This window comes from Thauera sp. GDN1 (genome assembly GCF_029223545.1).
Lineage (GTDB): Bacteria > Pseudomonadota > Gammaproteobacteria > Burkholderiales > Rhodocyclaceae > Thauera.
On record NZ_CP097870.1, the window covers coordinates 1,902,446 to 1,928,751 of the forward strand.

The following is a 26,306-nucleotide window of genomic DNA, read 5'->3' on the forward strand; positions in this document are numbered from 1 at the left end:
TGGAGTCGCCCCAGGTCGCCAGGGCGATAGCCCATCGGCTCAAACTCCACGGCGGAGTGAAAGGGGTAAGTGACGAGACCCGAAGGCTGTTGCGGAGCGTTGGGCGGATGCTCGATATGCCGTAGTGGCGGACTGGCGGGCGTCAGCACGGGTAGAAGCCAAGGCCCTCAGCTTGACGGTAATTAATTTAATAGGTAGGGTAATTATGAATTTGGAGGCTCCTCTTCTGGTGAGTATCGGCACGCCACTGCATACTGACACTTGAGGTGCTTTACCCGCTACGGCGCAAGTCGTAGCGGGTTTTTTGTGCGCTCGAGCTCCGTGCGTTGCGCTCGCTCAGATGAGTGCGCCCGCGAGCGCGGCACAGTAGCTGTCCAGCGCGCCGTTGAGCTCCGCGGCCAGGCGTTGGGTCAGGTCGCGATTGCGATCCCGGGTGGCGAATTCGAGGCGGTGCGCGAGCCTGGCTGCGTCGTGGGCGCCGATGGTGGCCGCGGCGGCCCAGATATTGCGTGCGCACTCGCCGAGCGCGACATGGTCGCCGGCCTCGAGGTGCTGGCGCAGCGCGTCGGTCCAGCCCTTGGTGTTGTCCAGGAATTGAGTGGCGAACGCGCGGTGCAGTCGCAGGTCGTCGCCGATGTAGAGGCGCATGTGGCTGTGATCGACCGGCGAATCCGCCGGTTGAGCGGGGGAGTAGCGCAGGGCGTTCAACTGATCCATGCACTGGCGCAGCGCGAGCTCGAACTCGTCGGCCCGCATCGGTTTGTCGAATGCGAAGACGTCCGGGTACGCATGGCGGCCGATCTCGCTCAGGTCCTCGTCGAACGCGCTGATGACGAGGACCACCATCCCGTCATTGGCGTGGTCGGATCTGATGAGTTCGAGCAGGCGCTTGCCGTCGATGCCGGGCACGTGCAGGTCGAGGATGAGGAGCTCGGGGCGGCCGTCAGCGAGCGCCGCGAGCGCCTCCTCCCCGTCGCTTGCGATGCGCAGCAGGGCGTAGGGCACGATCTGCCCGATCCTCCCCTTGTACAGCGTGCGATAGAGCGGATCGTCCTCGATCACGAGGATGGATGGATGGAGAATCATCGGACAGGCTCCGTGGGGGATCGGGCGCAGGCAGCGCAGGCCGGTGCGATTGTGGCCAGGTCGGGGTGTTGTGTGTAAACTTAGATTTTAAGGTAACGTTACGTTATCAATCACGGTCGCACAAGGCGATGTTATCCCGGAACGCGTCTGCAGTGCGCACACGTTCGGTCGCCTATTTCACCAGGGTCCATTGCCATGAAGATCGGCTTTGTCGATGCCACGGGGGTACGACCCGTTCGGCTCACGCGGATGTTGCCTGCGGGCGAGCGCTTGCGGCCCGACGGGGCAGATCCGTGCCGGTCGCTGCCTATTCCAGCGCTGGTGAATGGTGGGCTGGTGTTCGGCCTGAACGGGGGGGAGCCTGCGGCCGGGCTGCCAGCCCTTGCAGTCGCTGTCGGCGAGGGGCGCCACAGCGTGGAGCAGGTCATTGAGCAGCGCTGGATAGGCCGTGATCTGCTGCTGGCGCGGCTGGCGATGCTCGACCTGTGCAACGGCGGCGGCTTCGAGCGCTGGTTCGTGGCGGATGTTTCAGCGTGCTGCGTGGAGCTGCTCTGGCACGATCTCACACCGCCGCCACACGGGCTGTTCCGCAGCATCCGTTCGAACGATCCCGATCATGCGTGGCTGCAATACGTGCATGTTTTCCGCGAGGGCGAGCGCGTCGGCCAGACTGAGATGGTCGATGGTGCAATCCTCGAGTTGCATCGCGTTCCGATGGCGCGGCTGCTGAGCAACTACGGGGTGCGCGGGCGCCTGGTCGGTGCGCTGAGCTGCGTGTATGCGCCGACGCTGTTCATGCTGACCGCCGGCGAGCGCAGCGAACTCGAGGTGGGCGATGCGGTGTTGATCGACGACGTGGAAATCAGGCCGGAGGGCGCACTCAGCCTGATCGTCGTGTCCAGGACCTTCGATCTGGCCTCGCGCACCAACGCGATCAGGGACTTGTATGAACTATCACTGTCGCGCGACGGGGGCTGGTCGTCGGCGCGCTTGTTCGACAGCGTCGACGACGAGCACTTCTTGCTGTTCTGAAGCGGTGCGAGCGAGCGCTCGGCGCCGTTAGCCGAGCACGGGGTCTTCATTCAGTTCGGGCGCTCGGCTTTGGCGATCAGGACGCCCAGCAGCTGGAAGGCCCTCGCCTCGGACAGCTTGTCCGTCGCGGACAGGTAGCGGATGGTCTTGGAGAGCGCTTCCGCAATGGGGCCGCAGCTTCCGGGCGTCTTGTCGAACAGGCCGGTTGCGCCGCCCTCGCTTGCGTGCGCGGTGCAGGGCACGGGGCCGGAGGTAGCCACCGTACCGACGGGCTCGACTGTCGTGCTCTGGCTGGCTGCAGGTGCGACCGCCGTGCGGCGCGCGGGGCGAGGGGCGGGCGCAGCACGTGGCGCGGCCCGCGGCGCATGCTCGGGCGCGGCGCCATCCGCCGCGCGCAGACTTTGCCAGGCCGCGGGTGGTACCTCGTTCTCGACATGAAGCTGGTCCAGCCAGCCACGCGGGAGACCGAGGCCGTCTTCGATGGCGTAGGCGAACGGGTCGGAAACCGGCTTGCGCGCGGAGGTCATCAGGCTGATGCGGCTGCCCGAGGTGCCAGCCAGTTGCGCAAGCCGGTTCTTGGTGCCGCGCTCGCTGGTGAGCATGACCAGGTTGAGGCGTCGATTCTCCATGACCTGCGTACGGTCGGTTGCCTGAGTGTGTGTGTGGGCCTGTGCATTGGCCGTGGCCACTGCCGTGTCGTCCAAGTGATGGGTCATGGTGGAATCTCCAATGACGAGGGGACCGCCTTGGTCCAGCCAGGAGGCGGGTAATCGCAGCATTTCCTCGATGTGGGTGGCCAACTCGTTCCCGATCGGCGAACGGCCCGAGATCAGTTCTTCGATGCGGGCCGGGGCGAGCATGAGGCGGACGGCGAGCCGTTCGACGTCGAGGCCGGCTTCTGCAATGTAACGTGCGAGCATCTCCCGTCGCTTTACCGTTGTACGGATATCGGAAGATGCAAGTGGATCAGGCGCGTCGCGCACCGGCTCGCGATCGGGGCGTGCATGCCTTTTCCCCATGCGCAGCGGGGTAACGGCCCTTCTTGAACGCGGCTTTGTCCATGGTTCGATCATTGTCCCGATGAATGCCTGATGGATTGGTAAGGAGTCTGGCATTGCTGGCGGACGCAGGTCAAGTTTTCTAATAATTTCCAATGAATTACGACACGGTCCTGCCGACGGGCCGGGCCAGCAGTCGGCCGTCAGGTAAGGTCACGAGTCAGCATCGTCGAGGGCGAAGTCGTGATCGAATACGACAGCCACATGGCGCAGCTCGCGGATGACAAGGTCCGCTTCGGTCCGAATCGCAGCAGGATCGCGGCATTCGACCGCATGGTGGAGACGCTCGACGCAGTCGCCGAGCGCGTTGGCGCCGATCATGGCGGCCGTGCCGGTCAGCGTGTGGCACCAGCCGAGCAGGGCTTCGTAGTCGAGCCTGTGGGCGTCCTGCTCGAGTTTGGCGATGCGATCTGGAGCGAGCTCGTAAAATTGGCGTGCGATCTGGCGTTGAAGATGCCAGTCTGGACCGACGAAGGCCTCGAACTGGCTGGCGTCGAAGGCAGACGGGATGTGGCGAGGCGGCGTTGCGGAAGCGGCTGAAGGCAGGACCTGGCGGACGAGCTTTTGCAGAAGCGCTGGGCGCAAGGGCTTGGCGAAGACGTGGACCGAGGGCAGATCATGCAGCCGCTTCGTCGCGGTGTCGGTCGCCGAACTCACCACGATGACGGGGACGTCGACCAAGGTACGCTTGCGCTTGACGATGTCGAGAAACTCGAAGCCATCGAAACCGGGCATGTGCAGATCTAGGATGACGACGCCCGGACGGTGTTGCGCGAGATGGAGCAGCGCAAGGTAACCATTCTCAGCGACCATGACCTCGATGCCGGGGACCATCGAGACCAGGATTTCGCGGTAAAGAGTCGCGTAGAGGGGATCGTCTTCGACGACGAGCGCCTGCGGCTGAGTGCTGTCAGTGGGTTGATCCTGCATGATGCCGTGACCTTCGGCTCAGTGGGAGACGACATCGGAAGTGCCCATGCCGAGGGCACGCGCCGATACCTTGCGCTCGTCGATCATTTTCCGGAGCGCCACGAGACGCGGAAAGCCCGCGATTGCGGCGTCGACGATTTCGGGGTCGAGATGGGTGCCGCGGCGAACCTTGAGCATGGCAAGCGTCTCGTCCTCGCTGAGCGCTTTGCGGTAGCAGCGGTCCATCATGAGGGCATCGATGAAGTCGACTGCCGCCACGATGCGCGCGGACAGGGGAATCGCCTCGCCTTCGAGCTTGCGCGGATAGCCGCCGCCGTCCCAGTGCTCGTGGTGCCCAAGCGCGATGTCCGCTGCCATCTTCAAGACGGGGACATCGGTGTTGCCCAGGATCTGGGCACCGATGAGCGGGTGCGTTTCCATGATCTGGCGTTCGGTCGACGTGAGCGAACCCGGTTTCTTGAGGATGCTGTCGGGTACCCCGATCTTGCCGATGTCGTGCATCGGGGCGGCTTGGATGATCAGGTCGCACCATTCGGGAGGCTGGCCCAGTACCCGAGCGAGCTCGCCCGAGAGGATGCCGATGCGATCGATGTGCGTACCGGTGTCGCCGTCCTTGTACTCGGCAGCTAGCGCGAGCTTGGAGAGGGTGATTTGATGGGCGTGTTTCAGGCGGTCGTAGGCTTCTTCGCGCTGGCGGCGCAACTGGTGCATGTCCTGAACGAAACGGAGCAGCTGACGCTGGTCTAGATCGCTGGAGGCAGTGGGCGTAGTGATGTCCATGGGGCTTCGGGCCTGCTAGGGTATCTGAGGGACGGTGGTTTCAGAGCGTGTCCGCTCGTCCGTGGCACGGTCGAGCGGAAACCAGAGGGTGACGCAGGTGCCGCTATTGACTTGGCTTTCGAGGGTGACGGTACCGCCGTGGATCCTCATGATTTCGTGCACGAGCGCCAGTCCGAGGCCGGTGCCGGGAATATGCCCCGAGCGATCGCTGCGGTAAAAGCGCTCGAAGGCTCGGCTGCACTCCGTGGCGTCCATGCCGATTCCGTGGTCGCGGACCGAAATTCCGATGAAGGCAAGGCCCTCCGGATGTTCGGCACGTACCGTCACTTCCACGTCGCCTCCATCCGGTGAGAATTTGCACGCGTTCGAGAGCAGGTTGAGCATGGCTTGCTGGATCTTGGCGCGATCCATGCGGAGGGGCGGCAGCGAAGCGGGCAGATCGAGCACGAGCCGGTGCGTGTCGTCTGGCACCAAGAATGCGTGGACAGCCTCGTCGATCGCCTGCTGCAGGGGCAGGGTCTCGAAGTGGAAGCCTTCGGCGCGGCGCGCTTCGATACGGGCGAGGTCGAGCAGATCGGTCAGCAGGTTGGTGAGGCGTTGGGCCTGGCGATTGATCGTGCCGAGCAGTTCACGCGTCTTGTCTTCGTCGTACTTGCGCAACATCAACAGTTCGGAGAAGCCCATGATGCTCGCCATGGGCGTACGCAGCTCGTGTGCTGCGGTGGACAGGAACTCGCTCTTCATGCGGTCGAGTTCAATTTCTCGCGTGACGTTGCGGTAATAAAGTACCAGCGAGGACGAGCTTGCTCCGCAGTAGCGATAAGTCTGGTGCAGGGTGCATGGTTTGGGATGCGCGAGGTGGATCAGGCAGTCCTGGGCGTCGTCGTCCGACATGCTGGGCGCTTGGTCTTCCTGCGGGAGCACATGCGGCAGCCGGAGGCTCCCGCATGTGCGGTCCAGCATGCCTGTCAAGTGCGCGCCAAAGTCGGCGAGGCTCATGCCGGTCAGTGTCCCCATGGTCGTCGAGAAGACGCGTTCGGCTGCGACGTTGGCGTAACTGAGCCTGCCTTGGTCGTCGAAGCAGACGACCGGGTCGGGGCCGAGTGTGAATACCGCGTCGAGTCGGGACAGCCATTCGAGCAGCAGGTCATCACTGCGCTTGCGTTCGGTGATGTCGGTCTGTACGCCCACGAAGTGCGTCGCCGCGCCGGTCAGCGGGTTGATCAGCGGCGAGATCGAGATCTGGCTCCAGAACTCGGTGCCATCCTTGCGGCAGTTACGCAGGGTGACAGTGCAGGGCTTTCGCGCAGCGACGGCGTTGCGCAACATCGACACCTCGGGTTGGTCCCGGTCGTGTTTCGAGAGCAGCCGGCAATTCTTGCCGATCACGTCGTCGCTGGCGTAGCCCGTGATTCTCTCGAAGGCAGGGTTGACATAGATGATCGGGTTGTCCTGCTGTTCCAGGTCGGTGATCACGATCCCGTTGGTGACGGACTGCAGGGCCCGGTCGCGCAGGGCGATCGCAACATTTGCGTCGTGTCGTTCGGTGACGTCCGTCATGGTGCCGCTGTAGCCGGTGACCTGCCCGGTGTCGTCCCGCATCGTGGCTATGTCGATCCAGAGCCAGCGGATGCTGCCGTCAAGGCAGTGAATGCGTATCTCGGCTTCGTATGCCTGTAGGGTTCCGTGGCTCAGCGCCACGAGCTGCGGCTGGTGTTGAAGCAGATCGTCGACGTGGATGGAGGTACGCAGGTCCTGTCGCAGCGTAGTCTCGACCGGATGGCCAGTGATGCGCTCCCACGACCGATTGAGGAACACGTAGCGCAGGTCGCAATCGAGCTCGAACACAATTTCGCGCAGGCTCTCCAGGCGAGCCTTGTGGGCGCGCAGGGTGTGCACGCGTCGGGTGACGTCATTCACCACGACGATGGTGTGCAGATGCGGCAGACTGGCGTCTTCGGCAACGCGCGAGACGGAAAGCTCGATATATACGGACTTTCCGTCGACTCGACGGTGGGTGAACGAGATCGGCTCGCTACCCGCGGTGCCAGCCTCTATCAAGCCGCCGACACTGTCGGGAAAGACACTGCAGGGCCAGGGAGCGCCCTGCGCCTGGCTTGACGTGAGTCCTGTGATGCTCAGGAAGGCGGGGTTGGCATAATGCACGTACTGGCGGTTGCCGTTCCACCTCAGGATGAGGATGCCGCTGTCGGTCGAGGCGAGCGCGTGTTCCTTGAGAACGCGTTCCTGTTCTGCGTGCTCTGCCTCGGTAGTCCGCAATTCGACTGTGGCGGTGAGGCGCTGCTGGGTGTCACGAAGCGCTGCGATCATGCGATGCACCGAAGTGGTAAGCACCTGGAAGCTGTCGCCATCATCGGGGGCGCTCGGCACCGGGATCGCCTCCAGATCGCCTGTTGCAACCCGGGCAGCGGTGCGTTCGAGCTCGGCAAGCGGTTCCGCGATGATGCGCGCCAGCCGTCGGCTTTGCCAGGCGACAAGCGCGAGGACGCCCGCCCCCATCGCCAAGAACCCGATCAGTAGCCAGTAGAGGGGGCGATAGGCAAGCTGGCGGTCGATCGAGACTTCGACTGCAAGGGGAAGTACGTCGCCATCGATCATGGACAGAGGTTCGACATGACTGAGCGCGTCGTAAAGGGTGGAGGCCTGTCCGGATTCGTTGGCAGCAAGGTGGCGCAGGCGAAACGCGTATGGGCTGTCGATACCCTTGGCGACGCTCCGGAACATCGCCTCCAGGTCGAGCTCTGCGGTCAGGCCACCTTCGAAACTTGCCGTGGGCAGATAGACGATGGGCGCCGCCAGGTTCATGCGCAGCGCGGTCTCGGGGCCGACTACGGTGATGATTCTCCTGCCGTCGTCGATCGACCTTTGCATCGAATCGGTCTGTTCGTTGGTCCACGCCCGTACGTCCCTGCACCCTCGTTCCAATGGACGTCCACGAAAATCTGCAAGGGCCAGTGTGTCGACGAAGGGAATGGTGTCGCAGAGCTCGCGCAGGATCGGAAGGATGTATTGCTTGCGCTCGGCAGAATCGGCCAAGGCGTTGCTGAAGATCGTCTGTCGGGAGGCCGACGTGATCTTGTCGACGGCGGCGGCGAGCCGCGCCTCGAACCCGAGCCGAGTCGTCGTGGCCGAGGCATATAGATCCGCTTCGATCTTGCCGGCCAGCAGGGAATGCAGCGCGGCGTAAGACATGCCGAGGATGGGCAGCATCACGCTTACCGTGAGCAGCAAGGACAGCACGGTGATTCGAGACGCCAGGCCCGCACGTTTCCATCGTTCTGACTGGATCAAGAGGCTGAAGGACAACTCGATTACCCCCCTATGTTCCGCGGGACGAGCCGGCCGTCGGCATCGAAGCGACAGATCAGCACGTCCCGAGCGCGGAGTGCTTCGTGGCGCAAGGGGGTAAAGGCGGGGGCGAAATGTCCCACGACCCCCGAGTAAGGGGGCAGGTGCTCCAGCGCTTCGTGGATGGCAGCCCGCGTGGTGCTCCGGGCTTGCTCGATGGCGAGCCCGAGGAGGCGGACAAGGTCGTAGGCGGGGCCGATGCCGGTTGCCGACGGCACTTTGAGCGGATCATCGACCCCGAAATGCTCCGTGGCGCGCTGGGCGAGGCGTACGCCTTCGGGGCTCTTCACGCGGGCAAAGCTGAAAGACTGCGCAACCTCCAGATCGACCTCCTGCAGGGCGGGGCCGCAGAGCTCGGTGAAGCGGCCGCCGGTGATGCCCCAGTGACTGAAGATCGGGCGGCGGTTCGCGTCCGAGAGCTGTGCCACCGCCTTTACCAGGGTGGCGCCTTCGGGTTCGTTGGCTACCAGCACGATCGCTTCGGCACCCTTTTGTACGAGGGCGCGGTAGCCTTCGTCGATCAGTCGGTCGCTGCCCCAGCGATGCCATTCGACGCCGGCAAGCTCGAGCGATCGATCTGTTCGGTGGATCAGATGGCGCTCGATGAAGAACTGGCAACTGCGCCCCCAGGCGGAGGACGGGGCAATGAGGCCCATCCTTTGCAGACCGCGGGCGGCGATTGCCTCGAGCAAGGCCTCCATGGCGATGCTGTCGCGGAGACCAACCCGAAAGGCATAGTTGGGCCGGTATTGGTTGTCGACGATGGCGTCTGCGGCCGACCACGGGGCGAGCAAGGGCAGGCGCACGGCGTGGATGTGCGCCAACTGCTCGAGAACAACCGGCGAGAACTTGCCGCCCAGGTAAGCCGTCATGTCAGGCAGGTTGCCGAGTTGCTCTACGTTGGCGACGCCTCTCGCCGGTAAGCTGCGGTTGTCGGTGGTGATGAGCTGGAGCGGGCGCCCACCCAGAACGCCGCCCATGGCGTTGATATCGTCGATGGCGGTTTGCGCACCGAGCTGCACGGCCTCGTCGGACGTGCTGGTACGGTCGAAGAACTCGGCATCGAGCCCGACCAGGACAGGAGGGGCGCTGCCGAAGACATGCGATGGAACGGTCAGTGCTACAAGGCCGGCACTGCCCGCCGTGAGAAAGCGACGGCGGCTGGGGGACGCGGGGTGCATGAGCGGCAAAGTCGGTCAGTTCAGGCTCGAGCCAGTCAGGCGTTCGACCGTCTCGATCAACTGCAGCGGGCTGAAAGGCTTGGTGAGGTACGAGGTGCAGCCGGCGCGCTGACCGGCTTCGATGTCGGATCGCTGGCCGCGTGCGGTAAGCATGACGATAGGCGTGTGTGCGAGCTCGGGGTCGGCACGCACTCGCTCGCAAACCTGAAGGCCGTCGAGTTGGCCGGGCATCATGACGTCCAGCAGAATGACGCTCGGGCGCAGGGCGTTGACCATCTTGAGGCCGGTCTCGCCATTGTCGGCTTCGTGTACCTCGAAGCCGTCGTAGTCCATGGTCATGCAGATCAGCTGGCGAATCTCAGGCTGGTCCTCGACGACGAGAATGATCTTCTTCATGATCGCGTGGTGGCGGCTGCCGATATCAAGGGGTTCAAAGTAAAATTACACATCGCCGTGTGTCAGGCTTTATGACCGGCTGCGCCGAGGCGCCTACCGGACGATGGTAACTATTCTAGCGTTTTGCTGAGCTCAGTTGAGGTAAATATGGCTTGTGTAACCATCTTCAGCAGCCAGCCGGCAAACGGGGAAGGGGGCTACTCTGGCGAAGACGCCTCGGTAGGCCCGCTCTCGGTTATCGTCGTCGACGATGCCACTGAGATTCGCGAGCTGCTCCGCTTGATCCTTGCGGAGACGGGCTGCCGAGTCCGCTTTGCCGAGGATGTCGAGCAGGCGCTCGATCTTATCGTCGGCGATGTGCCCGATCTTTTGCTGCTCGACAATGGGCTGCCGGGCGCACAGCAGGGCCTGGACCTGTGCGCAAGAATCAAGACTGACAGCCAAGACCCGTTGCCCGTGGTGGTCATGTTGACCGCCGATGATGATCCGCGAACGATCATGCGTGCGCGAGCGCTCGGCGCCGATGGCTATGTGGTCAAGCCGTTCACCCCAACGCAGATTCTGGGTCTGGTGGACGCTTTCGACGCTTGGCGCCTGCGCCCGGCGAGACGTGTGCCGGCCTTCTGGCCGATTTGTAGTCATGATCGTTGAGCCGGTGTCGGGGCCTGGACACGGACGGGGGCAGACCTGGATGGCCTGGGCTGCTCGAACTCACGCCACCAGGTCTGCATCACGCCATTCTTCAGAAACATGATGCGGCGCGGCGCAGCAGAGGCGCGAACTTTCCGCCCGCTCCCCGTGGTGGTGACGACGATCATTGCTTCCCTGTCGCGTCGCACGGCGCTGGCGTGCTCATGCCGCCGCCGTCGCAGGGGGTGAGCCCCGCCTCGACAAGGCGCAGGAGGTGCTTTTCGAGCGCCAGGCCGATGTAGCGCAGGGCATGGTCTTCGTCCAGGGGGTCGAGCTGAGCGATGGCGGTATCGAACCACACCAGCATCGTCTCGAGGGTCCGCTGCGGTGGCGGCGGGAGCTGCATCTTGGGAGCCAACACGCGCAGGGCCTCTTCGCGCTCGCCGTCGATGATCACTTTTCCTGCGGAAATGTAGGGTTGCATCTATTTGGTCCTTTTCCGGCCCAGTCCGGTGTCGATGCTTGTTCGAGAGCTTGTTGACGCCGAGTGAACCAGAATAGATAAAGGCCGCTCAGAAGAGTTAGTCCGACTACGGATACCCAGCCCGGCGCCCGTGCATACCAAAGCGCCAGCCCGGCAAGCGCACATTGAACGCAGATAGCCGTCCTGATCCAGCTGCCTTGCGCAGGGCTGTACCCGCAAGCCAGAAGGAGGCCGCGCAGGTCTTGGTTCGGTGCGCGCTTTTGGCGGGCGTCTCGTGGCCGACTCTGGTAAGCCGTGGCCACGGTGTCGAGAAAGGGGACCACCAGTAACCATGCGATGAAATGTGCCGCTTCATGCCCTGATAGTCCGTCAGTGGCATGAACGATCGCCAGCGATGCGCCAAGGAGAGTGCAGCCAAAGAGTCGTCTGAAAGGCATGATCTCGCACTTTCGGGCACGCGGTGCCCGGCCCGCTACCATCGGTGGGGAATACTTGCTGTGCTAGACGTAAAGATTACATAATGGTGCGAGCCATACAAGCGGATGTAGTCGCTTTCGATGTATGGAATGCCGGCGTTCGCCGATGTTGCGAATCATCCATCAGCGTATCTAGACGGCCCTTAGAATGTCCCTTCCATTGCTGATCGAGAGGTTTATGAGTCGTCGCGGGTTCGGCGCGCGCGCGCGTGACGGGGCTGAGGAGCGACGCCGGAGCGCTGTGTCCGTGCCCGATTCGGCCGACGGTGACGAGACCTCCTGCGCGGGTGGCGGTGGCTCGGCCTGGTTGATCGTAGTGGCGGCCCTGCTGCTGATTGGCGCCTTATGGACAGCCGTGATCGTCAAACTGACGTGGGAAGCGGCTGCGGAGGAGGCGGCAATCGAGCAGCGCACCATGAGTCTCGCCCGCGTCTTCGAAGAGCACACCATCCGTACGATCGCCGGCGTCGATCAGGCGCTGCGGTTCTTGAAGTTCCAGTATGAAGGGATTGGTGACCGGCTCGACATCGCTTCAGCCGTCGACCACGGCATGATCGACAGCGCCCTGTTCAACCAGATTGGCGTGATCAACGCGGATGGGATCTACCATCTCTCGAACCTGCCTGATGTCTCGCTGGTGGATCTGAGCGACCGGGAGCACTTCAGCTTCCACAAGGCGTCTGATTCGGGGGCTTTGTTCGTCAGCAAGCCCGTGCTCGGGCGGGCGAGTGGCAAGTGGTCGATCCAATTGACGCGGCGAATAAATCGTCCTGATGGAAGCTTTGACGGCGTGGCGGTGATCTCGATCGATCCGTTCTATTTCACGAGTTTCTATAACGATGTCGACGTCGGGACACAGGGTGCGATAACGTTGCTTGGCTTGGACGGGGTCGTTCGGGCACGCCGTGCTGGCGACTCGATGGCGATCGGTCAGGATATTTCCGGCTCCACGCTATTTCGTGAGTTGGTTCACGCTCCTACTGGGCACTACCAAACGACGAGCCCAGTTGATGGGGTGCAGCGCTCGATGAGCTACCGTCGCGTGCGCGACTTGCCGCTGGTGGTGACGGTCGGCATAGAGCGAAGCGAGGCGTTTGCCGAGTACCGGTCTCGGCGCCGGGGCTATTTCGGCTTTGCCGCTGGCATGACTGTCGTGATCCTGGCTTTCTGCGCGCTCGCGATCGGTCTAGTTCAGCGGCAACGTGCCATCTCTACCCGCCTGCGTACCTTGAAAGTACGCGCCGAGTCGGCAAATCGCCTCAAGTCCGAGTTTCTGGCTGCGGTGTCGCACGAACTTCGTACGCCCCTGAACGGCGTGATCGGCTACGCGGAGTTGCTGAGCGAGACGCTCGAAAGCGAAGAAAATCGCGGCTACGCGCAGGTGATCTTTGATAGCAGCCAGCATCTGCTTGCGCTGCTGAATACGATCCTGGACATGGCGCGGGTGGACGCGGGCGAGATGCGCCTACGGCTCGAGGATGTCGATCTGCGCGCGGTGGTCGAGGAGGCCTGCAACACGTATTTGCCCGTCGCACGGAGCAAGAATCTGGCCCTGGCGTACTCGGCGCAGGACGACGTGACCCTGCATTGCGACCGGGTGCGCGTGGTGCAGGTACTGAATAACCTGGTGCACAACGCACTCAAGTTTACCGACCGTGGTCGAGTCGGTGTTGAGGCGCGCCTCGAGGGCGAGGACTGCGTGTTCGAGGTCAGTGACAGCGGGTGCGGGATCGATCCGAAGTTCCATGAGGAGATCTTCGAGCGTTTCCGTCAGGGCGATACGTTCGAGACCCGTCAGCAGGGTGGCGCGGGGCTCGGTCTCGCGCTCTGTCGAGAGCTTGCAGCGCTGATGGGGGGGGCCGTCACCGTCCGCTCCGCACCGGGGGAAGGAAGCATTTTCCGCTTCTGCTTGCCGCACAATCGGGGAGGTCCAAAATCATGAAAGTACTGGTGGTCGACGACAATCCGGTCAACCGGCTGCTCCCGATCACATGGTTGAGAAACGCAGGTCACGAGGCCGTGGAGTGCTGTAGCGGGTACGAGGCACTCGAGCGCCTCGGCGGCGGTCGGTACGACGCCATGTTGCTGGACCTGAGCATGCCGGGATTGTCGGGTACAGAGGTATGCCGGCAGTTGCGCGAGCAGCCGGAACACGCCGACATGCGGATCGTCGCCTACACCGCCTACCTTCAACCCGAGCTTGTGAGCGGGTTTCAAGAGGCCGGGTTCGATGCGGTGCTCATCAAGCCCGTTACCCGCAAAGCCGCCTTCAAGGCCCTCGGGATCGAGTGAGGACGCCGCCAACCGGCAGGTGGGTCCTTACTTATCGGTTGTGCGCTGCCTCTGCTTCAGTGACGGTGGTTCAGAATCTGGTTCGCAGATGAAACGCTTTCGTTACGCCGGGTCACGTATTTGTCTGCGTCAAGTTGTGCAAAGGAGTTGATCAGGTAATCGGTTGATTCCGGGTTGCCGTGCTCGGTGCGCAGGGCGTAGCCTCGCGCGCCGAGCACGGCGGCGGCCGTCAGGCGGCCAGTCTCGACTGCGCCTTCTTCTGCTTCGTCGACCGCTGCTGCCGAACACGTCGCCCTCGTTTCAGGGCCGGGGTTCGCGGCTTCCGCCGCTCCCACGGGGGCTGGGCGGGTCGCACAGGAGGCGGGCCGGCGGGGATGGGGGATAATCCGTCTATGACTACACGCCGCCTCCCTTCCCGCATCGTCTGCCTGACCACCGAGACCGTCGAGGTCCTCTACGCCCTGGGCGAGGAGGGCCGCATCGTCGGCATCAGCGGTTACACCGTGATCCCGCCGCGTGCGCGCAAGGAGAAGCCGAAGGTGTTCGCCTTCTCCAGCGGCGACCTGGAGAAGATCCTCGCGGTCGAGCCGGACCTGGTGCTGGGCTTCTCGGACATGCAGGCGGATGTGGCGCGCGACCTGATCAAGGCGGGCGTCGCCGTGCATGTGTTCAACCAGCGCAGCGTCGAGGGCATCCTGGCGATGATCGGGACCGTCGGCCGGCTGGTGGGGGCGGAGGCGCGCGCGCTGGCCCTGGTGGCGGAGCTGGAGGCGACGATGGACGCGGTACGCGCGCGGGCGGCGCTGTTGCCGCGGCGGCCGCGGGTGTATTTCGAGGAGTGGGACGAGCCGCCGATCAGCGCGGTGGGCTGGGTGTCGGAGCTGATCGGGATCGCCGGCGGCGCGGACGTCTTCGCCGAGCGTGCGCGCCATCCGGGCGCGGCGCAGCGCATCCTGGCCGATCCGCTGGAGGCGGCGCGGCGGGCGCCGGACATCATCGTGGGGTCGTGGTGCGGCAAGCGCTTCCGCCCCGAGCGCGTGGCCGCGCGTGCAGGCTGGGAGAACGTTCCGGCGGTGCGCGACGGCGAGCTGCACGAGGTGAAGTCGGCGCTGATCCTGGCACCGGGGCCGGTGGCGATCCGCGCGGGGCTGCCGGCGCTGGCGGAGATCGTCGCACGCTGGGCGGGGCGGCAGCCCTCCTGAGGGCCTTGTGGACGTCAGCCGCCCGCGCCGGTCCCGCTGCCCGCCAGCCCCCACGCCTGCGCCACGAGCTCGAACGACTTCAGCCGCGCCGCGTGATCGAAGATCTGCGCCGTGAGGATCAGTTCGTCGGCACCGGTCTGCGCGATCAGGCCTTCGAGCTGGCTGCGCACGGTGTCCGGCGCGCCGACGGCCGAGCAGGCCAGCGACTCGTCGGCGAAGGCGAGTTCGGCGGGCGACCATTCGGACTCGACGAAGGCTTCGGGCGGCGGCAGCTGGCCACGCACGCCGCGCGCCATGGCGGCGAAGCGCAGGCGCAGCGAGCGCATCAGGTGGTGCGCGGCCTCGTCCGTGTCGGCGGCGATGGCGTTGGCGGCTACCGCCACATACGGCTTTTCGAGCTGCGCCGAGGGCTGGAAGCGGCTGCGGTAGAGCTCGATCGCGCGGAGCAGGAAGCGCGGCGCGAAGTGCGAGGCGAAGGCGAAGGGCAGGCCGAGGTGGGCGGCGAGCTCCGCGCTGTAGAGGCTGGAGCCGAGCAGCCAGATCGGCACGTCGAGCCCGGCGCCGGGCACGGCGCGCACCGCTTGGCCGGGCTGCACGGGCTTGAAGTAGGACTGCAGCTCGAGCACGTCCTGCGGGAAGCTGTCGTCGCTGCCGGCGAGGCGGCGACGCAGGGCGCGGGCGGTGTTCTGGTCGGTGCCGGGCGCGCGGCCGAGGCCGAGGTCGATGCGCCCCGGGAACAGCGACTCGAGGGTGCCGAACTGTTCGGCGATCACCAGCGGGGCATGGTTGGGCAGCATGACGCCGCCCGCGCCGACGCGGATGCGCTCGGTCGCGCCGGCGATGTGGGCGATGACCACCGCGGTGGCGGCGCTGGCGATGCCTGTCATGTTGTGGTGCTCGGCCAGCCAGTAGCGCGTGTAGCCGTTGCGGTCGGCGAGCTGGGCGAGTTCGCGCGTGTTGCGCAGCGCGTCGGCGGCGGTGCTGCCGAGCGTGATGGGGGCGAGATCGAGGACGGAAAGCGGGACGGAGGGAGTGGACATCGGCCTGTTGCTAGAATCGCGGCCTTTCATTACGCCACAGCCCCCCGATGACTGCCAAGCCATTCGACGTGGTGATCCTGACCGAGGATCGCTATGCCCGTCCCGACCTAGACGACTGGTACCAGGCGCAGATCGCGCGCGAGGACGGCCTCGTCGCCGATGCGCTGCAGGCGCTGGGCCTCGCCGTGGCGCGGCGCTCCTGGTCCGATCCGGACATGGACTGGGGGAGGTGCCGCAGTCTGCTGTTCCGCTCGACCTGGGACTACTTCGACCGCTTCGCCGAGTTCTCCCCGTGGCTGGACGCGGTATCGGCGCAGACCCGGCTGTTCAACGACGCCGGCCTGGTCCGCTGGAACGTCGACAAGCATTACCTCGCCGACCTGGCCGCGCGCGGCGTCGCGATCGTGCCGACGCGCTTCGTGGCGTGCGGCGAGGCGGCGACCCTGGCGTCCATCATGGCGGCGCAGGGCTGGGACGAGATCGTGTTCAAGCCGGTGGTGTCGGGCGCGGCGCGGCTGACCTACAGGGCGGACCGGGCGTCGCTGGCCGAGCACGAGCCGGTGTTCGCGCGCTGCCTGGCGCAGGAGGCGATGATGGTGCAGCGCTTCGAGCCCGGCATCCTCGCCGACGGCGAGCTGTCGCTGATCGTGATCGACGGCCGCAGCACCCACGCCATCCGCAAGACCGCGCGTGCGGGGGACTTCCGGGTGCAGGACGACCACGGCGGCACCGTGCATGCGCATGCGCCATCCGCGGACGAGCGTGCCTTCGCCGAGGCTGCGGTCGCCGCCTGTCCGTCCCTGCCGCTGTATGCGCGGGTGGATTTCGTGCGCGATGGCGGTGGGGGCTTCCGGCTGATGGAGCTCGAACTGGTCGAGCCCGAGCTGTTCTTCCGCTTCCATCCGCCGGCGGCGGCGGTGCTGGCCGCGGCGCTCGCCGAAAAGCTGCGTTGAATCAAGGAGCTTATTGCGGCGCAGCATCACCATGCCGGCCGAAATCCGCATGCGCCGCGCGGCGCTGCGGTTAGAATTGCAACATTTTTCAGATTCCGAGGACTCGATATGATCCGACGCACGCTGATGCTCGCCGCGCTGGCCCTTGCCGCGCAGGGCGCGATGGCCAAGGACTGGGACAGCATCCGCTTCGCGACCGAGGGCGCCTACCCTCCGTTCAACACCGTGGACACCAGCGGTGCGGTGCAGGGCTTCGACGTGGACATCGCCAACGCGTTGTGCGAGGAGATGAAGGCGAAGTGCACCTGGGTGAAGCAGGAGTGGGACGGCATGATCCCGGCGCTGCTGAGCCGCAAGTTCGACGCCATCTCGGCCTCGATGTCGATCACCGAGGAGCGCAAGAAGCGCGTCGATTTCAGCGACAAGTACTACGCCACCCCGCTCGCGCTGGTGGCGAAGAAGGGCAGCCCCCTGGTGCCCGAGCTGGGCGTGCTCGAGGGCAAGCGCATCGGCGTGCAGCGCGGCACCGTGGCCGACACTTTCGCCACCCGCTTCTGGGCGGAGCAGGGCGTGACCGTCGTGCGCTACGCGCGCCAGGAAGAGGCCTATCTCGACCTGTCCGCCGGGCGCATCGACGCGGCGTGGGCGGATGCGCTGGTGGCCGACGGCGGCTTCCTGAAGCAGCCGGCCGGTGCCGAGTACGCCTTCGTCGGCGGCCTATACCACGGCCGGACCGCGGAGGAGAAGGGCGTGATCGGCGAGGGCGTGGGCATCGCGATCCGCAAGCAGGACGCCGAGCTCAAGCAGAAGCTCGACAAGGCGCTGGCGGCGATCCGCACCAACGGCAAGTACGACGAGATCCGCAAGAAGTACTTCGACTACGACATCTACGGTGAGTGAGTGCGGCGAGCGGGCGGACGGCGAAGTCCGGTCCGCCCGTCGTCCGATGCGTCGGCGGCCATGTGGCCGCCGTCATGTTTCTGAACGCCGCGATCGCCGCTGCCGCGGCTGAGCGCACGGCCTTTCCGATGCTCCACGGTTATCTACCTTCCCTTCTCGATGGCGCCTGGGTGACGCTGCGCGTGGCGCTGTTCTCGCTGCTGCTCGCGCTCGTGCTCGGCCTGCTCGGCGCGTCGTCGCGACTGTCGCCCAACCGCCTGCTGCGCCTGCCTGCGACCGCCTACACCACCATCGTGCGCGGCATTCCCGACCTGGTGATGATGCTGCTGATCTTCTACGGCGGGCAGGTGGGCATCAACCTGGTGACCGACGCGCTTGGCATGGAGTACGTCGACGTGAATCCCTTCGTCGCCGGCGTGGCGACCCTGGGCTTCATCTTCGGCGCTTACTTCACCGAAACCTTCCGCGGCGCCTTCATGGCGGTACCGGCCGGCCAGCTCGAGGCCGGGCGGGCCTACGGCATGAGCCGCTGGCAGGTGTTCCATCGCATCCTGTTTCCGCAGATGCTGCGCCACGCGCTGCCGGGCCTGGGCAACAACTGGCAGGTGATGCAGAAGAGCACCGCGCTGGTGTCGATCATCGGCCTGTCGGACATCACCTGGCTGGCCGACCAGGCCGGCCGCACCACGCACGAGCCCTTCCTGTTCTATGCCGTGGTGTGCGCCTTCTACCTGGCGATGACGGCGGTGTCCGGACTGGTGTTCAACTGGCTGGAGCGGCGCTACTCGGTGGGCGTGCGGAGGGCGCAGGCATGATCGAGTGGAGCCTGTTCGCCGAGAGCTGGCCGTCGTACGCGTCCGGCCTGTGGCTGACGCTGCAGCTCACCGCGCTGTCGCTGATCGCCGGCCTGGTGCTGGCGATTCCGCTCGCCGTGCTGCGGGTGTCGCCCAATCGCTGGGTGTCGGGGCCGGTGTGGGCCTACAGCTACTTCTTCCGCGGCACGCCGATGCTGGTGCAGCTGCTGCTGATGTACTACGGGCTCGGGCAGTTCGAGTGGATCCAGGCGCAGTGGGACGCGGGCAGCCGCTTCTGGCTGGTGTTCCGCGATCCCTACGGCTGTGCGCTGCTGACCTTCGCGCTCAACACCGGCGCCTATACCACCGAGATCATCGCCGGCGCGCTGCGCGCGATGCCGCATGGCGAGATCGAGGCCGCGCGCGCCTGCGGCATGAGCCGCTTCACCATGCTGCGCCGCATCCTGCTGCCGGGCGCGCTGCGCCGCGCCTTGCCGGCCTACAGCAACGAGATCATCTTCATGCTGCACGGCACGGCGATCGCGTCCACCGTGACCCTGGTGGACCTGACCGGCGCCGCGCGCAATGCCTATTCGCAGTTCTTCGCGCCCTTCGAGGCCTTCATCTTCGCCGGCCTGATCTACCTCGCCATCACCTTTGCGCTGGTCGGCCTGTTCCGTATCGCCGAGCGGCGCTGGCTCGCCCACCTGCAGCCGCGCAAGCCGCTGCGCAAGGGCGCCTGAGCCCGCTTCAAGGATTCGTTTTCATGACCCAGCTTACCGTCGAAGACCTGCACAAGCGCTACGGCGACCACGAGGTGCTGAAGGGCGTGTCGCTGTCGGCCGAGGCCGGCGACGTGATCACCATCATCGGTTCGTCCGGCTCGGGCAAGAGCACCTTCTTGCGCTGCATCAACTTCCTCGAGCAGCCCGATGCCGGGCGCATCAGCGTCGCGGGCGAGGAGATCCGCCTGGTGCGCGGCAAGGACGGGCACCTGAAGGTGGCCGACGCGAAGCAGCTGCAGCGTCTGCGCACCCGGCTGGCGATGGTGTTCCAGCACTTCAACCTGTGGGCGCACATGACCGTGCTGGAGAATGTCATCGAGGCGCCGGTGCATGTGCTCGGCGTGCCGAAGAAGGAGGCGCTCGAGCGCGCGATGGCCTACCTCGACAAGGTCGGCATCAGCCGCTTCAAGGACAGCTATCCGGCGCATCTTTCGGGCGGCCAGCAGCAGCGCGTGGCGATCGCGCGTGCGCTGGCGATGGAGCCGGCGGTGCTGCTGTTCGACGAGCCGACCTCGGCGCTCGACCCGGAACTGGTGGGCGAGGTGCTGAAGGTGATGCGCGGCCTGGCCGAGGAGGGCCGCACCATGGTGGTCGTCACCCATGAGATGGGTTTCGCGCGCGAGGTGTCCAGCCAGGTGATGTTCCTGCACCAGGGGCTGGCCGAGGAGAGCGGCCCGCCGGCGCAGGTCTTCGGGCAGCCGAAGAGCGAGCGCCTGCGTCAGTTCCTGTCCGGCAACCTCAAGTAGGCAGGCGGCGCAGCCACAGCGCGACGCTTCCGGTTCCCAGCACGCAGGCGCCGAGCAGCGCGGCGAGCCCGGGCCAGTGTCCGGCGGTCCACGCGGTGCCGGTGAGGCTGCCGATCACGCTGGCGCCGAGGTAGTAGCTCGACAGGTAGAGCGCCGAGGCCAGCGCGCGGCGTTCCCCCGCGCGCCGTCCCACCCAGCCGCTGGCCAGCGCATGCGCGGCGAAAAAGCCGAAGGTGAACACGCCCACGCCGGCGATGATCAGCCACAGCGGCTGCCCAAGCGTCAGCGCCAGGCCGGTGCCCATGATCGCGACCATTCGCCACATCGTCTTCTGCCGCCCATGGCGCTCGGCCAGCCGGCCGCTGAGGGCCGACGCCCAGGTGCCGAGCAGGTAGAGCAGGAAGATCGCGCCGATCGCGCTCTGGCCGAGCAGGTAGGGTGACGCCAGCAGGCGGAAACCGAGGAAGTTGTACAGGCCGACGAAGGCGCCCATGGCCAGGAAGGCGACCAGGAACAGCCAGGGCAGGCCGGGATCGCGGTAGATGGCGACGGTGTCGCGCAGGATGCGCGCCGGCGTGGCCGCGCGCGGCTGGAAGTGGCGCGAATCCGGCAGGCGGCGCCAGAACACGACCGCCGACAGCAGCCCGAAGACGGCGATCACGGCCAGTGCCGTTCGCCATGAGCCGAGATCGGTCAGCAGCGCGGTGACGAAGCGCCCGCTCATGCCGCCGAGCGCGTTGCCGGCGATGTAGAGACCCATCGCGCGCGCCTGGGCGTTGGGGGCGACTTCCTCGCCGATGTAGGCCATCGCCGCCGCCGGCAGGCCGGCGATCACCGCGCCGAGCAGGGCGCGCAGCACCAGCAGGGAGAGGAAGTCGGGCGCGAACGCGGTCGCCAGCGCGAGCACGGCGGCGATCGCCAGCGACAGCTTCATGACCTGCTGCCGCCCGAGCCGGTCGGCGAGCACGCTCCCCGGGATCAGCATCAGCGCGAGGCCGGCGGTGGTGGCCGACACGGTGAGGCTGGCGCTGGCGGCGCTGACCCCGAACTCGCCGGCGAGCAGCGGCAGCAGCGGCTGGGTGCTGTAGACGAGCGCGAAGGTGGCGAAGCCGCCGACGAACATCGCCAGGTTGGCGCGGCGGTAGGCGGGCGTGCCGGCCTCGAGATGGGTGGACGGTGCGTCGGCAGCGGTCGAGGGTAGGAGCGGGGGCATGTGCGGCGGCTGCCAGGGCGGGGTGGAGTGTGGGGCGTGCGTTGTCGCGGCTGCCGCCGCTCTCACGAGGGTGCCGCGATGGACCGATCTTATTTGCCCTCAGAGTGTCGGTCCAATATATTCGACAGGTGACATTGATATATGGAAGAGATTGATGGAGCTGCGTCACCTGCGCTATTTCGTCGCCGTGGCCGAGGAGCTGAACTTCACCCGGGCCGCGGCGCGGCTGCACATCGGACAGCCGCCGCTGTCGATGCAGATCCGCAACCTCGAGAGCGAGATCGGCGTGCGGCTGTTCGAGCGCACCCAGCGCAGGGTGGCGCTGACGCCGGCCGGACAGCGTTTCCTGGACCACGCCTACCGCATCCTCGCGGGCGTCGGCGAGGCGGTGGCCGAGGCGCAGCGTGCGGCGCGCGGCGAGTCGGGCGAGCTGCGGGTGGGCTTCACGTCCTCGCTGCCCTTCACCGACCTGCTGCCCGACGCGCTGCATGCCTACCGCCGCCGCTATCCGGCGGTGCGCCTGCATCTGCGCGAGATGTTCACGCCCGAGCAGTTCGGTGCGATCGCTCGCGGCGAGCTCGACGTCGGCTTCGTGCGCCTGCAGGGCGGACGCGCGCCCGAGGGCATCGTGCTGCGCGAGATCGCGCGCAATCCGCTGCGCGTGGTGGTCAATGCCGGCCATCGGCTGGCGGGGGGCGGGGCGGTGTCCTTCGCCGATCTGCGCGACGAGGATTTCATCGGCTTTCCGGCCGACGTCGGCACCGATCTGCCGGCGGTGCTGCGCGGCTTCTGTCGTCAGGCCGGCTTCGAGCCGCGCATCGTGCAGACGGCGCGCGAGGCGACGACGCAGATCGGCCTGGTGGCCGCGGGGCTGGGCATCGCGGTGCTGCCGGCGCCGCTCGAGACCGTGCGCATGGCGCGGGTGCGCTACCTGCCGCTCACCGATCCCGAGGCGCACTTCCGCCTTGCGGTGGCCACCGCGGCGGGGCCGGTTGCCCCCTTGCTCGGAGGCTTCCTGGAGGTGATCGAGACGCTCGCCCAGCCGCGGGCCTAGGCTGCGAAGAAGCGCTGCTTCGCCTCGCCGGGCAGTTCCATGCCGGTATTGCGCGCGCGCTGCAGCAGCTCCCAGTAGTAGCGATAGGAGGCGCGGTCGTGCAGGCGGCCCTTGTGCTGGATCGGACCCCAGGCCTTGTCCTGGGCGGCGATCAGGATCTCGGCGGCTTCCTCGACCTCGGTGAAGTCGGGCTGCATCGCGGCGATGATCGGCAGGATCTGGTTGGGGTGGATGCTCCACATGCGCAGGTAGCCGAACTCGCGGCGGGCGCGTTCGGCGTCGTGGCGGATCACCGCGACATCCTGCAGTTCGGTGGTGACGTTGTGCGCGGGCACGACGCCGTTGGCGAGCGCGGCGGCGGCGATGTCGGCCTTGGCGCGCACGATCAGCGGATGCTCGAACTGGCCGGGGCTCTTCATCGCGCTGCCGGGGATGGCGCCGTGGTGGCCGGAGACGAAGTCCATCAGGCCGAAGTCGAGCGACTCGACACCGTCGAGCGCGGCGACCTCCCAGGCCTCGCGCAGCGCGCCGTGGGTCTCGATCAGCACGTGCACCGGCAGCGCGCGTTCGAGCTTGCAGGCGGCCTCGACGCGGCGCAGTTCGCCGATCTGCGCGGCGGCATCGGCGGCGGAGCGCGCCTTCGGGATGGTGACGAAGGCCAGCCGATGGCCGGCGCCGCCGACGAGGATCTCGAGGTCGCGCTGCCAGTGCGCGTGGGTGATGTCGTGGATGCGGGCGCCGACGCGGCCGAAGTGGTTCTCGGCGCCATTGACGACCTCGACCACCATCTGCGCGTGCTCGGCCTCGGCCCCCGCGCGGGCGCCGTCCTCGCAGTCGCAGGTGATGTCGAACACCGGGCCGAGTTCCTGCTGCAGCCTGAGCGCCTTCAGCATCAGCTTCTCGGCGCCGGCGTAGTGATCGACGGCGGGGAGGGCGGGGAAGGGCTTCTCGCCGGCGAACAGGACTTCGGCAGGGTGCAGGTGCATGTCGGATTCCTCGATGGGCGCCGCGCGATGCGGGCGGGAAATGAAAAAAGCCACGGGATTTTACCCCCGTGGCTCTCGGCGAAGGCGGCCCGAAGCCGCGCTTGCGCGTGGATTACTTCAGCATGTCGGCGACGGCCGCGCGCTCGTCCTCGAGTTCCTTGAGGGTGATCGCGATCTTGCCCTTCGAGTACTCGTCGATCTCCAGGCCCTGGATGATCTTGAACTGGCCGTCCTTGCACTCGCAGGGGAAGCCGAACACAACGCCTTCGGGGATGCCGTAGGAGCCGTCGGACGGGACGCCCATGGTGACCCAGTCGTTCGAGCCGAGCACCCAGTCATGCACGTGGTCGATGGCGGCGTTGGCGGCCGAGGCGGCCGACGACAGGCCACGGGCCTCGATGATGGCGGCGCCGCGCTTGCCGACGGTGGGCAGGAACACGTCGTTGTTCCAGGCGTGGTCGTTGATCAGCGCCTTGACGCTGTCGCCGTTCGACTCGCAGAAGCGGTAGTCGGCGTACATCGAGGGCGAGTGGTTGCCCCACACCACCATCTTCTTCAGCGACGACACTTCACGGCCGGACTTGGCGGCGAGCTGCGACAGCGCGCGGTTGTGGTCCAGGCGCAGCATGCCGTGGTAGTTGTTCGGGTTGGTGCGGCCGACCTTGATGGCGGCGGCGCGGGCGATGTAGGCGTTGGTGTTGCAGGGGTTGCCCACGACCAGAACGCGCACGTCTTCCTTGGCGTTCTCGGCGATGGCCTTGCCCTGGACGGTGAAGATGGCGCCGTTGGCGGTCAGCAGGTCGGCACGCTCCATGCCGGGGCCGCGCGGACGGGCGCCGACCAGCAGGCACACGTCGGCGTCCTTGAACGCGACATTGGGATCGTCGGTGGCGACCATGCCGGCGAGCAGCGGGAAGGCGCAGTCCTCGAGCTCCATCATGACGCCCTTGACCGCCTTCTGCGCCTGGGGCAGGTCGAGCAGTTGCAGGATGACGGGCTGGTCCTTGCCCAGCATTTCACCGCTGGCGATGCGGAACAGCAGGCTGTAGCCGATCTGGCCGGCGGCGCCGGTGACAGCGACGCGCATGGGGGCTTTGCTCATGTAGATACTCCCTCGAGTGAGACGGTCGTTAATGTGCTGGAATCCTGCCCTGATTGATGAAGGACACGGCCCGCGGATGCTTCTGTCGCGCGCCGTGTATGTCCTGCAGCGATCCGAACCCGCTTGTGCCAGGGGGCCCGATCAGGCGCGGGAATACTAAAGAATCGCTGTGATCGTGTCAAATGGCATCTTATGTCTTATATAAGATATAAGAGGAGTGATAGACGTTCGTGATTTTTTATGCTCAAATGCGCGCATGTCGCATGAGTCGCCCACCTTCAGCCCGCTGTACCGCCAGATCAAGGCCTTGATTCTTCAGGCGCTTGAGGCGGGTGAATGGCGTCCCGGGCAGGCCATTCCCAGCGAGCAGGAACTCGCCTCGCGCTTCAGCGTGTCTCAGGGTACCGTGCGCAAGGCCATCGACGAGATGGCGGCCGAGAACCTGCTGGTGCGCAAGCAGGGCAAGGGCACCTACGTCGCCTCGCACAACGACCCGCGCGCGCTGTTCCGCTTCCTGCGCCTGGCGCCGATCGACGGCGACCTGTCGCCACCGCAAAGCATACCCCTCGACTGCTGGCGGGCAAAGGCCGGGCAGGAGGCTTCGCGGATGCTCGGCATCGAGCCGGGCGCGCCGATCATCATCGTCCGCCGCCTGCTCAAGTTCGCCAACAAGCCGGTGGTCATCGACGAGATCTATCTTCCCGGAGAGGTGTTCCAGGGGCTCAGCGCAGAAACCCTGCAGGGTTGGAACGGCTCCCTCTACAGCCTGTTCGAGACCCGCTTCGGCGTGCGCATGATCCGCGCGCAGGAGCGCATCCGCGCGGTCGCGGCCGACCGCGGTGCGAGCGAGGCGCTGAAAGTTTCCGAAGGTACGCCGCTGTTGTCGGTGGAACGCGTGACCTATACCTATGGCGACAAGCCGGTGGAGTGGCGGCGCGGACTGTATTCGACCGCGGAGCATTTCTATCTGAACGAGCTGAACTGACGTATCCATTTGTAAGTCGCCGCCGATCTCCGGCGCTATAATTATGTCTTTTCGAAGTCAGCGACGGGTGTCCGTTGCACATGTAGAGGGGAGTCTTCATGTCAGAAGCGACAGTGCGTAAACAAAGGCCGAAGCACCTGGCCTTGAATCAGATCCGGCTGCCTTTGCCGGGCATCGTGTCGATCCTTCACCGGATCAGCGGCGTGGGCATCTTCCTGATGCTGCCCTTCCTGCTGTATCTGCTGGACCGCAGCCTAGGCTCGCCGGAGACCTTCGAGACCTTCGCAGCCGTGGTCGACAACTGGTTCATCAAGCTCGTCCTGTTCGGCCTGCTGTGGGCTTACCTGCACCACTTCTGCGCCGGCATCCGCTTCCTGCTCCTCGACATGCACAAGGGCGTCGATCTCGAGCCCGCCCGCAAGTCCTCGAAAATCGTCCTGGCCGTGAGCCTCACGCTCACCGTGATCATTGGGGTGACACTATGGTGAAGCAACGCATCGTCGTCGGTGCGCATTACGGTCTTAAGGACTGGATCGCACAGCGCGCCACCGCCGTCTACATGGCGCTTTACACGATCATCTTCGCGCTCTGTGCGTTCAGCCTGCCCGAGCTGAGCTACGAGTCGTGGTCGGGCCTGTTCTCGCACGGGCTGTTCAAGTTCCTCAGCTTCCTGTTCTTCCTGTCGGTGTTCTATCACGCCTGGATCGGCGTGCGTGACCTGTGGATGGACTACATCAAGCCCGATGGTGTGCGCCTCGCGCTGCACCTGGTCACCCTCTTCCTGCTCGTCGGCTATGCCGGCTGGGCTGCCCAGATCCTGTGGAGGCTCTAA

27 protein-coding genes are annotated in these 26,306 nt (G+C 65.8%); 14 read left to right on the top strand and 13 right to left on the bottom strand.

The window, feature by feature from the left end:
* Positions 1 to 336: 336 nt before the first annotated feature.
* Positions 337 to 1,086: a response regulator gene (locus CKCBHOJB_RS08660; protein WP_281051567.1), complete on the bottom strand. Its 750-nt coding sequence runs from the start codon at positions 1,084 to 1,086 to the stop codon at positions 337 to 339.
* Between the two features lie 195 nt (positions 1,087 to 1,281).
* On the opposite strand from CKCBHOJB_RS08660, the gene CKCBHOJB_RS08665 reads away from it, so the two are divergent.
* Positions 1,282 to 2,118 (top strand): hypothetical protein, encoded by an 837-nt coding sequence (locus CKCBHOJB_RS08665; RefSeq protein WP_281051568.1) that lies wholly within the window; start codon positions 1,282 to 1,284, stop codon positions 2,116 to 2,118.
* Positions 2,119 to 2,168: 50 nt separating this feature from the next.
* On the opposite strand, the gene CKCBHOJB_RS08670 is transcribed toward CKCBHOJB_RS08665, so the two are convergent.
* The 6 genes from CKCBHOJB_RS08670 to CKCBHOJB_RS08695 all read right to left on the bottom strand — a co-directional run bounded on the left by CKCBHOJB_RS08670 (position 2,169) and on the right by CKCBHOJB_RS08695 (position 9,832).
* Positions 2,169 to 3,038: a hypothetical protein gene (locus CKCBHOJB_RS08670; protein WP_281051569.1), complete on the bottom strand. Its 870-nt coding sequence runs from the start codon at positions 3,036 to 3,038 to the stop codon at positions 2,169 to 2,171.
* A 291-nt stretch (positions 3,039 to 3,329) separates the two neighbouring features.
* The gene (locus tag CKCBHOJB_RS08675; RefSeq protein ID WP_281051570.1) at positions 3,330 to 4,106 is read right to left on the bottom strand and encodes a response regulator; all 777 of its coding nucleotides are present in this window, start codon (positions 4,104 to 4,106) and stop codon (positions 3,330 to 3,332) included.
* An 18-nt stretch (positions 4,107 to 4,124) separates the two neighbouring features.
* Entirely contained in the window at positions 4,125 to 4,886 is a 762-nt protein-coding gene (locus CKCBHOJB_RS08680) for an HD domain-containing phosphohydrolase (RefSeq protein ID WP_281051571.1), read from the bottom strand.
* A 15-nt stretch (positions 4,887 to 4,901) separates the two neighbouring features.
* Positions 4,902 to 8,213: a PAS domain S-box protein gene (locus CKCBHOJB_RS08685; RefSeq protein WP_281051572.1), complete on the bottom strand. Its 3,312-nt coding sequence runs from the start codon at positions 8,211 to 8,213 to the stop codon at positions 4,902 to 4,904.
* Positions 8,214 to 8,218: 5 nt separating this feature from the next.
* Positions 8,219 to 9,436: an ABC transporter substrate-binding protein gene (locus CKCBHOJB_RS08690; protein WP_281051573.1), complete on the bottom strand. Its 1,218-nt coding sequence runs from the start codon at positions 9,434 to 9,436 to the stop codon at positions 8,219 to 8,221.
* 15 nt (positions 9,437 to 9,451) lie between these two features.
* Positions 9,452 to 9,832 carry a response regulator gene (locus CKCBHOJB_RS08695; RefSeq protein ID WP_281051574.1) on the bottom strand — a complete coding sequence of 127 codons (381 nt, stop codon included), beginning with the start codon at positions 9,830 to 9,832 and terminating at the stop codon, positions 9,452 to 9,454.
* Positions 9,833 to 9,979: 147 nt separating this feature from the next.
* Between CKCBHOJB_RS08695 and CKCBHOJB_RS08700 the strand changes: the two genes are divergently transcribed.
* A complete protein-coding gene (locus tag CKCBHOJB_RS08700) occupies positions 9,980 to 10,483 on the top strand; it encodes a response regulator (protein ID WP_281051575.1) in 504 nt (167 codons plus the stop codon).
* 163 nt (positions 10,484 to 10,646) lie between these two features.
* On the opposite strand, the gene CKCBHOJB_RS08705 is transcribed toward CKCBHOJB_RS08700, so the two are convergent.
* Entirely contained in the window at positions 10,647 to 10,946 is a 300-nt protein-coding gene (locus CKCBHOJB_RS08705; RefSeq protein WP_281051576.1) for a hypothetical protein, read from the bottom strand.
* Between the two features lie 723 nt (positions 10,947 to 11,669).
* Between CKCBHOJB_RS08705 and CKCBHOJB_RS08710 the strand changes: the two genes are divergently transcribed.
* Entirely contained in the window at positions 11,670 to 13,364 is a 1,695-nt protein-coding gene (locus CKCBHOJB_RS08710; RefSeq protein WP_281051577.1) for a hybrid sensor histidine kinase/response regulator, read from the top strand.
* Positions 13,361 to 13,714, top strand: a complete 354-nt coding sequence (locus tag CKCBHOJB_RS08715; protein ID WP_281051578.1) for a response regulator — start codon at positions 13,361 to 13,363, stop codon at positions 13,712 to 13,714. The genes CKCBHOJB_RS08710 and CKCBHOJB_RS08715 overlap by 4 nt, the downstream gene beginning before the upstream one ends.
* A 56-nt stretch (positions 13,715 to 13,770) precedes the next feature.
* On the opposite strand, the gene CKCBHOJB_RS08720 is transcribed toward CKCBHOJB_RS08715, so the two are convergent.
* Positions 13,771 to 14,049: a hypothetical protein gene (locus CKCBHOJB_RS08720; RefSeq protein ID WP_281051579.1), complete on the bottom strand. Its 279-nt coding sequence runs from the start codon at positions 14,047 to 14,049 to the stop codon at positions 13,771 to 13,773.
* A gap of 57 nt (positions 14,050 to 14,106) precedes the next feature.
* Here CKCBHOJB_RS08720 and CKCBHOJB_RS08725 point away from each other — a divergent pair, with 57 nt between their 5' ends.
* On the top strand, positions 14,107 to 14,916 hold the full coding sequence (locus tag CKCBHOJB_RS08725) for an ABC transporter substrate-binding protein (RefSeq protein ID WP_281051580.1): 810 nt from the start codon (positions 14,107 to 14,109) through the stop codon (positions 14,914 to 14,916).
* Between the two features lie 14 nt (positions 14,917 to 14,930).
* On the opposite strand, the gene CKCBHOJB_RS08730 is transcribed toward CKCBHOJB_RS08725, so the two are convergent.
* Complete coding sequence (locus tag CKCBHOJB_RS08730; RefSeq protein ID WP_281051581.1) at positions 14,931 to 15,956, bottom strand: LLM class flavin-dependent oxidoreductase; 1,026 nt, start codon at positions 15,954 to 15,956, stop codon at positions 14,931 to 14,933.
* A 47-nt stretch (positions 15,957 to 16,003) separates the two neighbouring features.
* Here CKCBHOJB_RS08730 and CKCBHOJB_RS08735 point away from each other — a divergent pair, with 47 nt between their 5' ends.
* From CKCBHOJB_RS08735 to CKCBHOJB_RS08755, 5 genes are all read left to right on the top strand, one after another.
* On the top strand, positions 16,004 to 16,909 hold the full coding sequence (locus CKCBHOJB_RS08735) for a hypothetical protein (RefSeq protein WP_281051582.1): 906 nt from the start codon (positions 16,004 to 16,006) through the stop codon (positions 16,907 to 16,909).
* Between the two features lie 108 nt (positions 16,910 to 17,017).
* Positions 17,018 to 17,809 (top strand): ABC transporter substrate-binding protein, encoded by a 792-nt coding sequence (locus tag CKCBHOJB_RS08740; RefSeq protein ID WP_281051583.1) that lies wholly within the window; start codon positions 17,018 to 17,020, stop codon positions 17,807 to 17,809.
* 128 nt (positions 17,810 to 17,937) lie between these two features.
* On the top strand, positions 17,938 to 18,624 hold the full coding sequence (locus tag CKCBHOJB_RS08745; protein WP_281051660.1) for an ABC transporter permease: 687 nt from the start codon (positions 17,938 to 17,940) through the stop codon (positions 18,622 to 18,624).
* Positions 18,621 to 19,346 (top strand): ABC transporter permease, encoded by a 726-nt coding sequence (locus CKCBHOJB_RS08750; protein ID WP_281051584.1) that lies wholly within the window; start codon positions 18,621 to 18,623, stop codon positions 19,344 to 19,346. Before CKCBHOJB_RS08745 ends, CKCBHOJB_RS08750 begins: the two co-directional genes overlap by 4 nt.
* Positions 19,347 to 19,369: 23 nt before the next feature.
* Positions 19,370 to 20,134, top strand: coding sequence for an ABC transporter ATP-binding protein (locus CKCBHOJB_RS08755; RefSeq protein ID WP_281051585.1), 765 nt, complete (start codon positions 19,370 to 19,372; stop codon positions 20,132 to 20,134).
* Here the strand turns inward: CKCBHOJB_RS08755 and CKCBHOJB_RS08760 are convergent.
* Positions 20,127 to 21,257, bottom strand: a complete 1,131-nt coding sequence (locus CKCBHOJB_RS08760; RefSeq protein WP_281051661.1) for an MFS transporter — start codon at positions 21,255 to 21,257, stop codon at positions 20,127 to 20,129. The genes CKCBHOJB_RS08755 and CKCBHOJB_RS08760 overlap by 8 nt on opposite strands.
* Before the next feature lie 244 nt (positions 21,258 to 21,501).
* Between CKCBHOJB_RS08760 and CKCBHOJB_RS08765 the strand changes: the two genes are divergently transcribed.
* Complete coding sequence (locus CKCBHOJB_RS08765) at positions 21,502 to 22,401, top strand: LysR substrate-binding domain-containing protein (protein WP_281051586.1); 900 nt, start codon at positions 21,502 to 21,504, stop codon at positions 22,399 to 22,401.
* On the opposite strand, the gene CKCBHOJB_RS08770 is transcribed toward CKCBHOJB_RS08765, so the two are convergent.
* Together CKCBHOJB_RS08770 and CKCBHOJB_RS08775 are read right to left on the bottom strand one after the other, a co-directional pair.
* Positions 22,398 to 23,387 carry an aldolase/citrate lyase family protein gene (locus CKCBHOJB_RS08770; protein WP_281051587.1) on the bottom strand — a complete coding sequence of 330 codons (990 nt, stop codon included), beginning with the start codon at positions 23,385 to 23,387 and terminating at the stop codon, positions 22,398 to 22,400. The two genes, CKCBHOJB_RS08765 and CKCBHOJB_RS08770, sit on opposite strands and share 4 nt — an antisense overlap.
* Before the next feature lie 112 nt (positions 23,388 to 23,499).
* On the bottom strand, positions 23,500 to 24,489 hold the full coding sequence (locus CKCBHOJB_RS08775; RefSeq protein WP_281051588.1) for a malate dehydrogenase: 990 nt from the start codon (positions 24,487 to 24,489) through the stop codon (positions 23,500 to 23,502).
* 256 nt (positions 24,490 to 24,745) lie between these two features.
* On the opposite strand from CKCBHOJB_RS08775, the gene CKCBHOJB_RS08780 reads away from it, so the two are divergent.
* The 3 genes from CKCBHOJB_RS08780 to sdhD all read left to right on the top strand — a co-directional run bounded on the left by CKCBHOJB_RS08780 (position 24,746) and on the right by sdhD (position 26,306).
* Positions 24,746 to 25,474: a GntR family transcriptional regulator gene (locus CKCBHOJB_RS08780; protein WP_281051589.1), complete on the top strand. Its 729-nt coding sequence runs from the start codon at positions 24,746 to 24,748 to the stop codon at positions 25,472 to 25,474.
* Positions 25,475 to 25,572: 98 nt separating this feature from the next.
* Positions 25,573 to 25,962: a succinate dehydrogenase, cytochrome b556 subunit gene (gene sdhC, locus CKCBHOJB_RS08785; protein WP_281051590.1), complete on the top strand. Its 390-nt coding sequence runs from the start codon at positions 25,573 to 25,575 to the stop codon at positions 25,960 to 25,962.
* The gene (gene sdhD / locus CKCBHOJB_RS08790) at positions 25,956 to 26,306 is read left to right on the top strand and encodes a succinate dehydrogenase, hydrophobic membrane anchor protein (RefSeq protein ID WP_281051591.1); all 351 of its coding nucleotides are present in this window, start codon (positions 25,956 to 25,958) and stop codon (positions 26,304 to 26,306) included. The genes sdhC and sdhD overlap by 7 nt, the downstream gene beginning before the upstream one ends.

Bases quoted from the DNA above. Each gene is read 5' to 3' on its own strand.
- CKCBHOJB_RS08765 (WP_281051586.1), top strand. From the start codon at position 21,502: ATGGAGCTGCGTCACCTGCGCTATTTCGTCGCCGTGGCCGAGGAGCTG.
- CKCBHOJB_RS08690 (WP_281051573.1), bottom strand. From the start codon at position 9,436: ATGCACCCCGCGTCCCCCAGCCGCCGTCGCTTTCTCACGGCGGGCAGT.
- sdhD (WP_281051591.1), top strand. From the start codon at position 25,956: ATGGTGAAGCAACGCATCGTCGTCGGTGCGCATTACGGTCTTAAGGAC.
- CKCBHOJB_RS08665 (WP_281051568.1), top strand. From the start codon at position 1,282: ATGAAGATCGGCTTTGTCGATGCCACGGGGGTACGACCCGTTCGGCTC.
- CKCBHOJB_RS08745 (WP_281051660.1), top strand. From the start codon at position 17,938: ATGCTCCACGGTTATCTACCTTCCCTTCTCGATGGCGCCTGGGTGACG.
- CKCBHOJB_RS08750 (WP_281051584.1), top strand. From the start codon at position 18,621: ATGATCGAGTGGAGCCTGTTCGCCGAGAGCTGGCCGTCGTACGCGTCC.
- CKCBHOJB_RS08760 (WP_281051661.1), bottom strand. From the start codon at position 21,257: ATGTTCGTCGGCGGCTTCGCCACCTTCGCGCTCGTCTACAGCACCCAG.
- CKCBHOJB_RS08775 (WP_281051588.1), bottom strand. From the start codon at position 24,489: ATGAGCAAAGCCCCCATGCGCGTCGCTGTCACCGGCGCCGCCGGCCAG.
- CKCBHOJB_RS08725 (WP_281051580.1), top strand. From the start codon at position 14,107: ATGACTACACGCCGCCTCCCTTCCCGCATCGTCTGCCTGACCACCGAG.
- sdhC (WP_281051590.1), top strand. From the start codon at position 25,573: ATGTCAGAAGCGACAGTGCGTAAACAAAGGCCGAAGCACCTGGCCTTG.
- CKCBHOJB_RS08695 (WP_281051574.1), bottom strand. From the start codon at position 9,832: ATGAAGAAGATCATTCTCGTCGTCGAGGACCAGCCTGAGATTCGCCAG.
- CKCBHOJB_RS08735 (WP_281051582.1), top strand. From the start codon at position 16,004: ATGACTGCCAAGCCATTCGACGTGGTGATCCTGACCGAGGATCGCTAT.
- CKCBHOJB_RS08740 (WP_281051583.1), top strand. From the start codon at position 17,018: ATGATCCGACGCACGCTGATGCTCGCCGCGCTGGCCCTTGCCGCGCAG.
- CKCBHOJB_RS08755 (WP_281051585.1), top strand. From the start codon at position 19,370: ATGACCCAGCTTACCGTCGAAGACCTGCACAAGCGCTACGGCGACCAC.
- CKCBHOJB_RS08660 (WP_281051567.1), bottom strand. From the start codon at position 1,086: ATGATTCTCCATCCATCCATCCTCGTGATCGAGGACGATCCGCTCTAT.
- CKCBHOJB_RS08680 (WP_281051571.1), bottom strand. From the start codon at position 4,886: ATGGACATCACTACGCCCACTGCCTCCAGCGATCTAGACCAGCGTCAG.
- CKCBHOJB_RS08705 (WP_281051576.1), bottom strand. From the start codon at position 10,946: ATGCAACCCTACATTTCCGCAGGAAAAGTGATCATCGACGGCGAGCGC.
- CKCBHOJB_RS08715 (WP_281051578.1), top strand. From the start codon at position 13,361: ATGAAAGTACTGGTGGTCGACGACAATCCGGTCAACCGGCTGCTCCCG.
- CKCBHOJB_RS08780 (WP_281051589.1), top strand. From the start codon at position 24,746: ATGTCGCATGAGTCGCCCACCTTCAGCCCGCTGTACCGCCAGATCAAG.
- CKCBHOJB_RS08700 (WP_281051575.1), top strand. From the start codon at position 9,980: ATGGCTTGTGTAACCATCTTCAGCAGCCAGCCGGCAAACGGGGAAGGG.
- CKCBHOJB_RS08770 (WP_281051587.1), bottom strand. From the start codon at position 23,387: ATGCACCTGCACCCTGCCGAAGTCCTGTTCGCCGGCGAGAAGCCCTTC.
- CKCBHOJB_RS08670 (WP_281051569.1), bottom strand. From the start codon at position 3,038: ATGCTCGCACGTTACATTGCAGAAGCCGGCCTCGACGTCGAACGGCTC.
- CKCBHOJB_RS08675 (WP_281051570.1), bottom strand. From the start codon at position 4,106: ATGCAGGATCAACCCACTGACAGCACTCAGCCGCAGGCGCTCGTCGTC.
- CKCBHOJB_RS08730 (WP_281051581.1), bottom strand. From the start codon at position 15,956: ATGTCCACTCCCTCCGTCCCGCTTTCCGTCCTCGATCTCGCCCCCATC.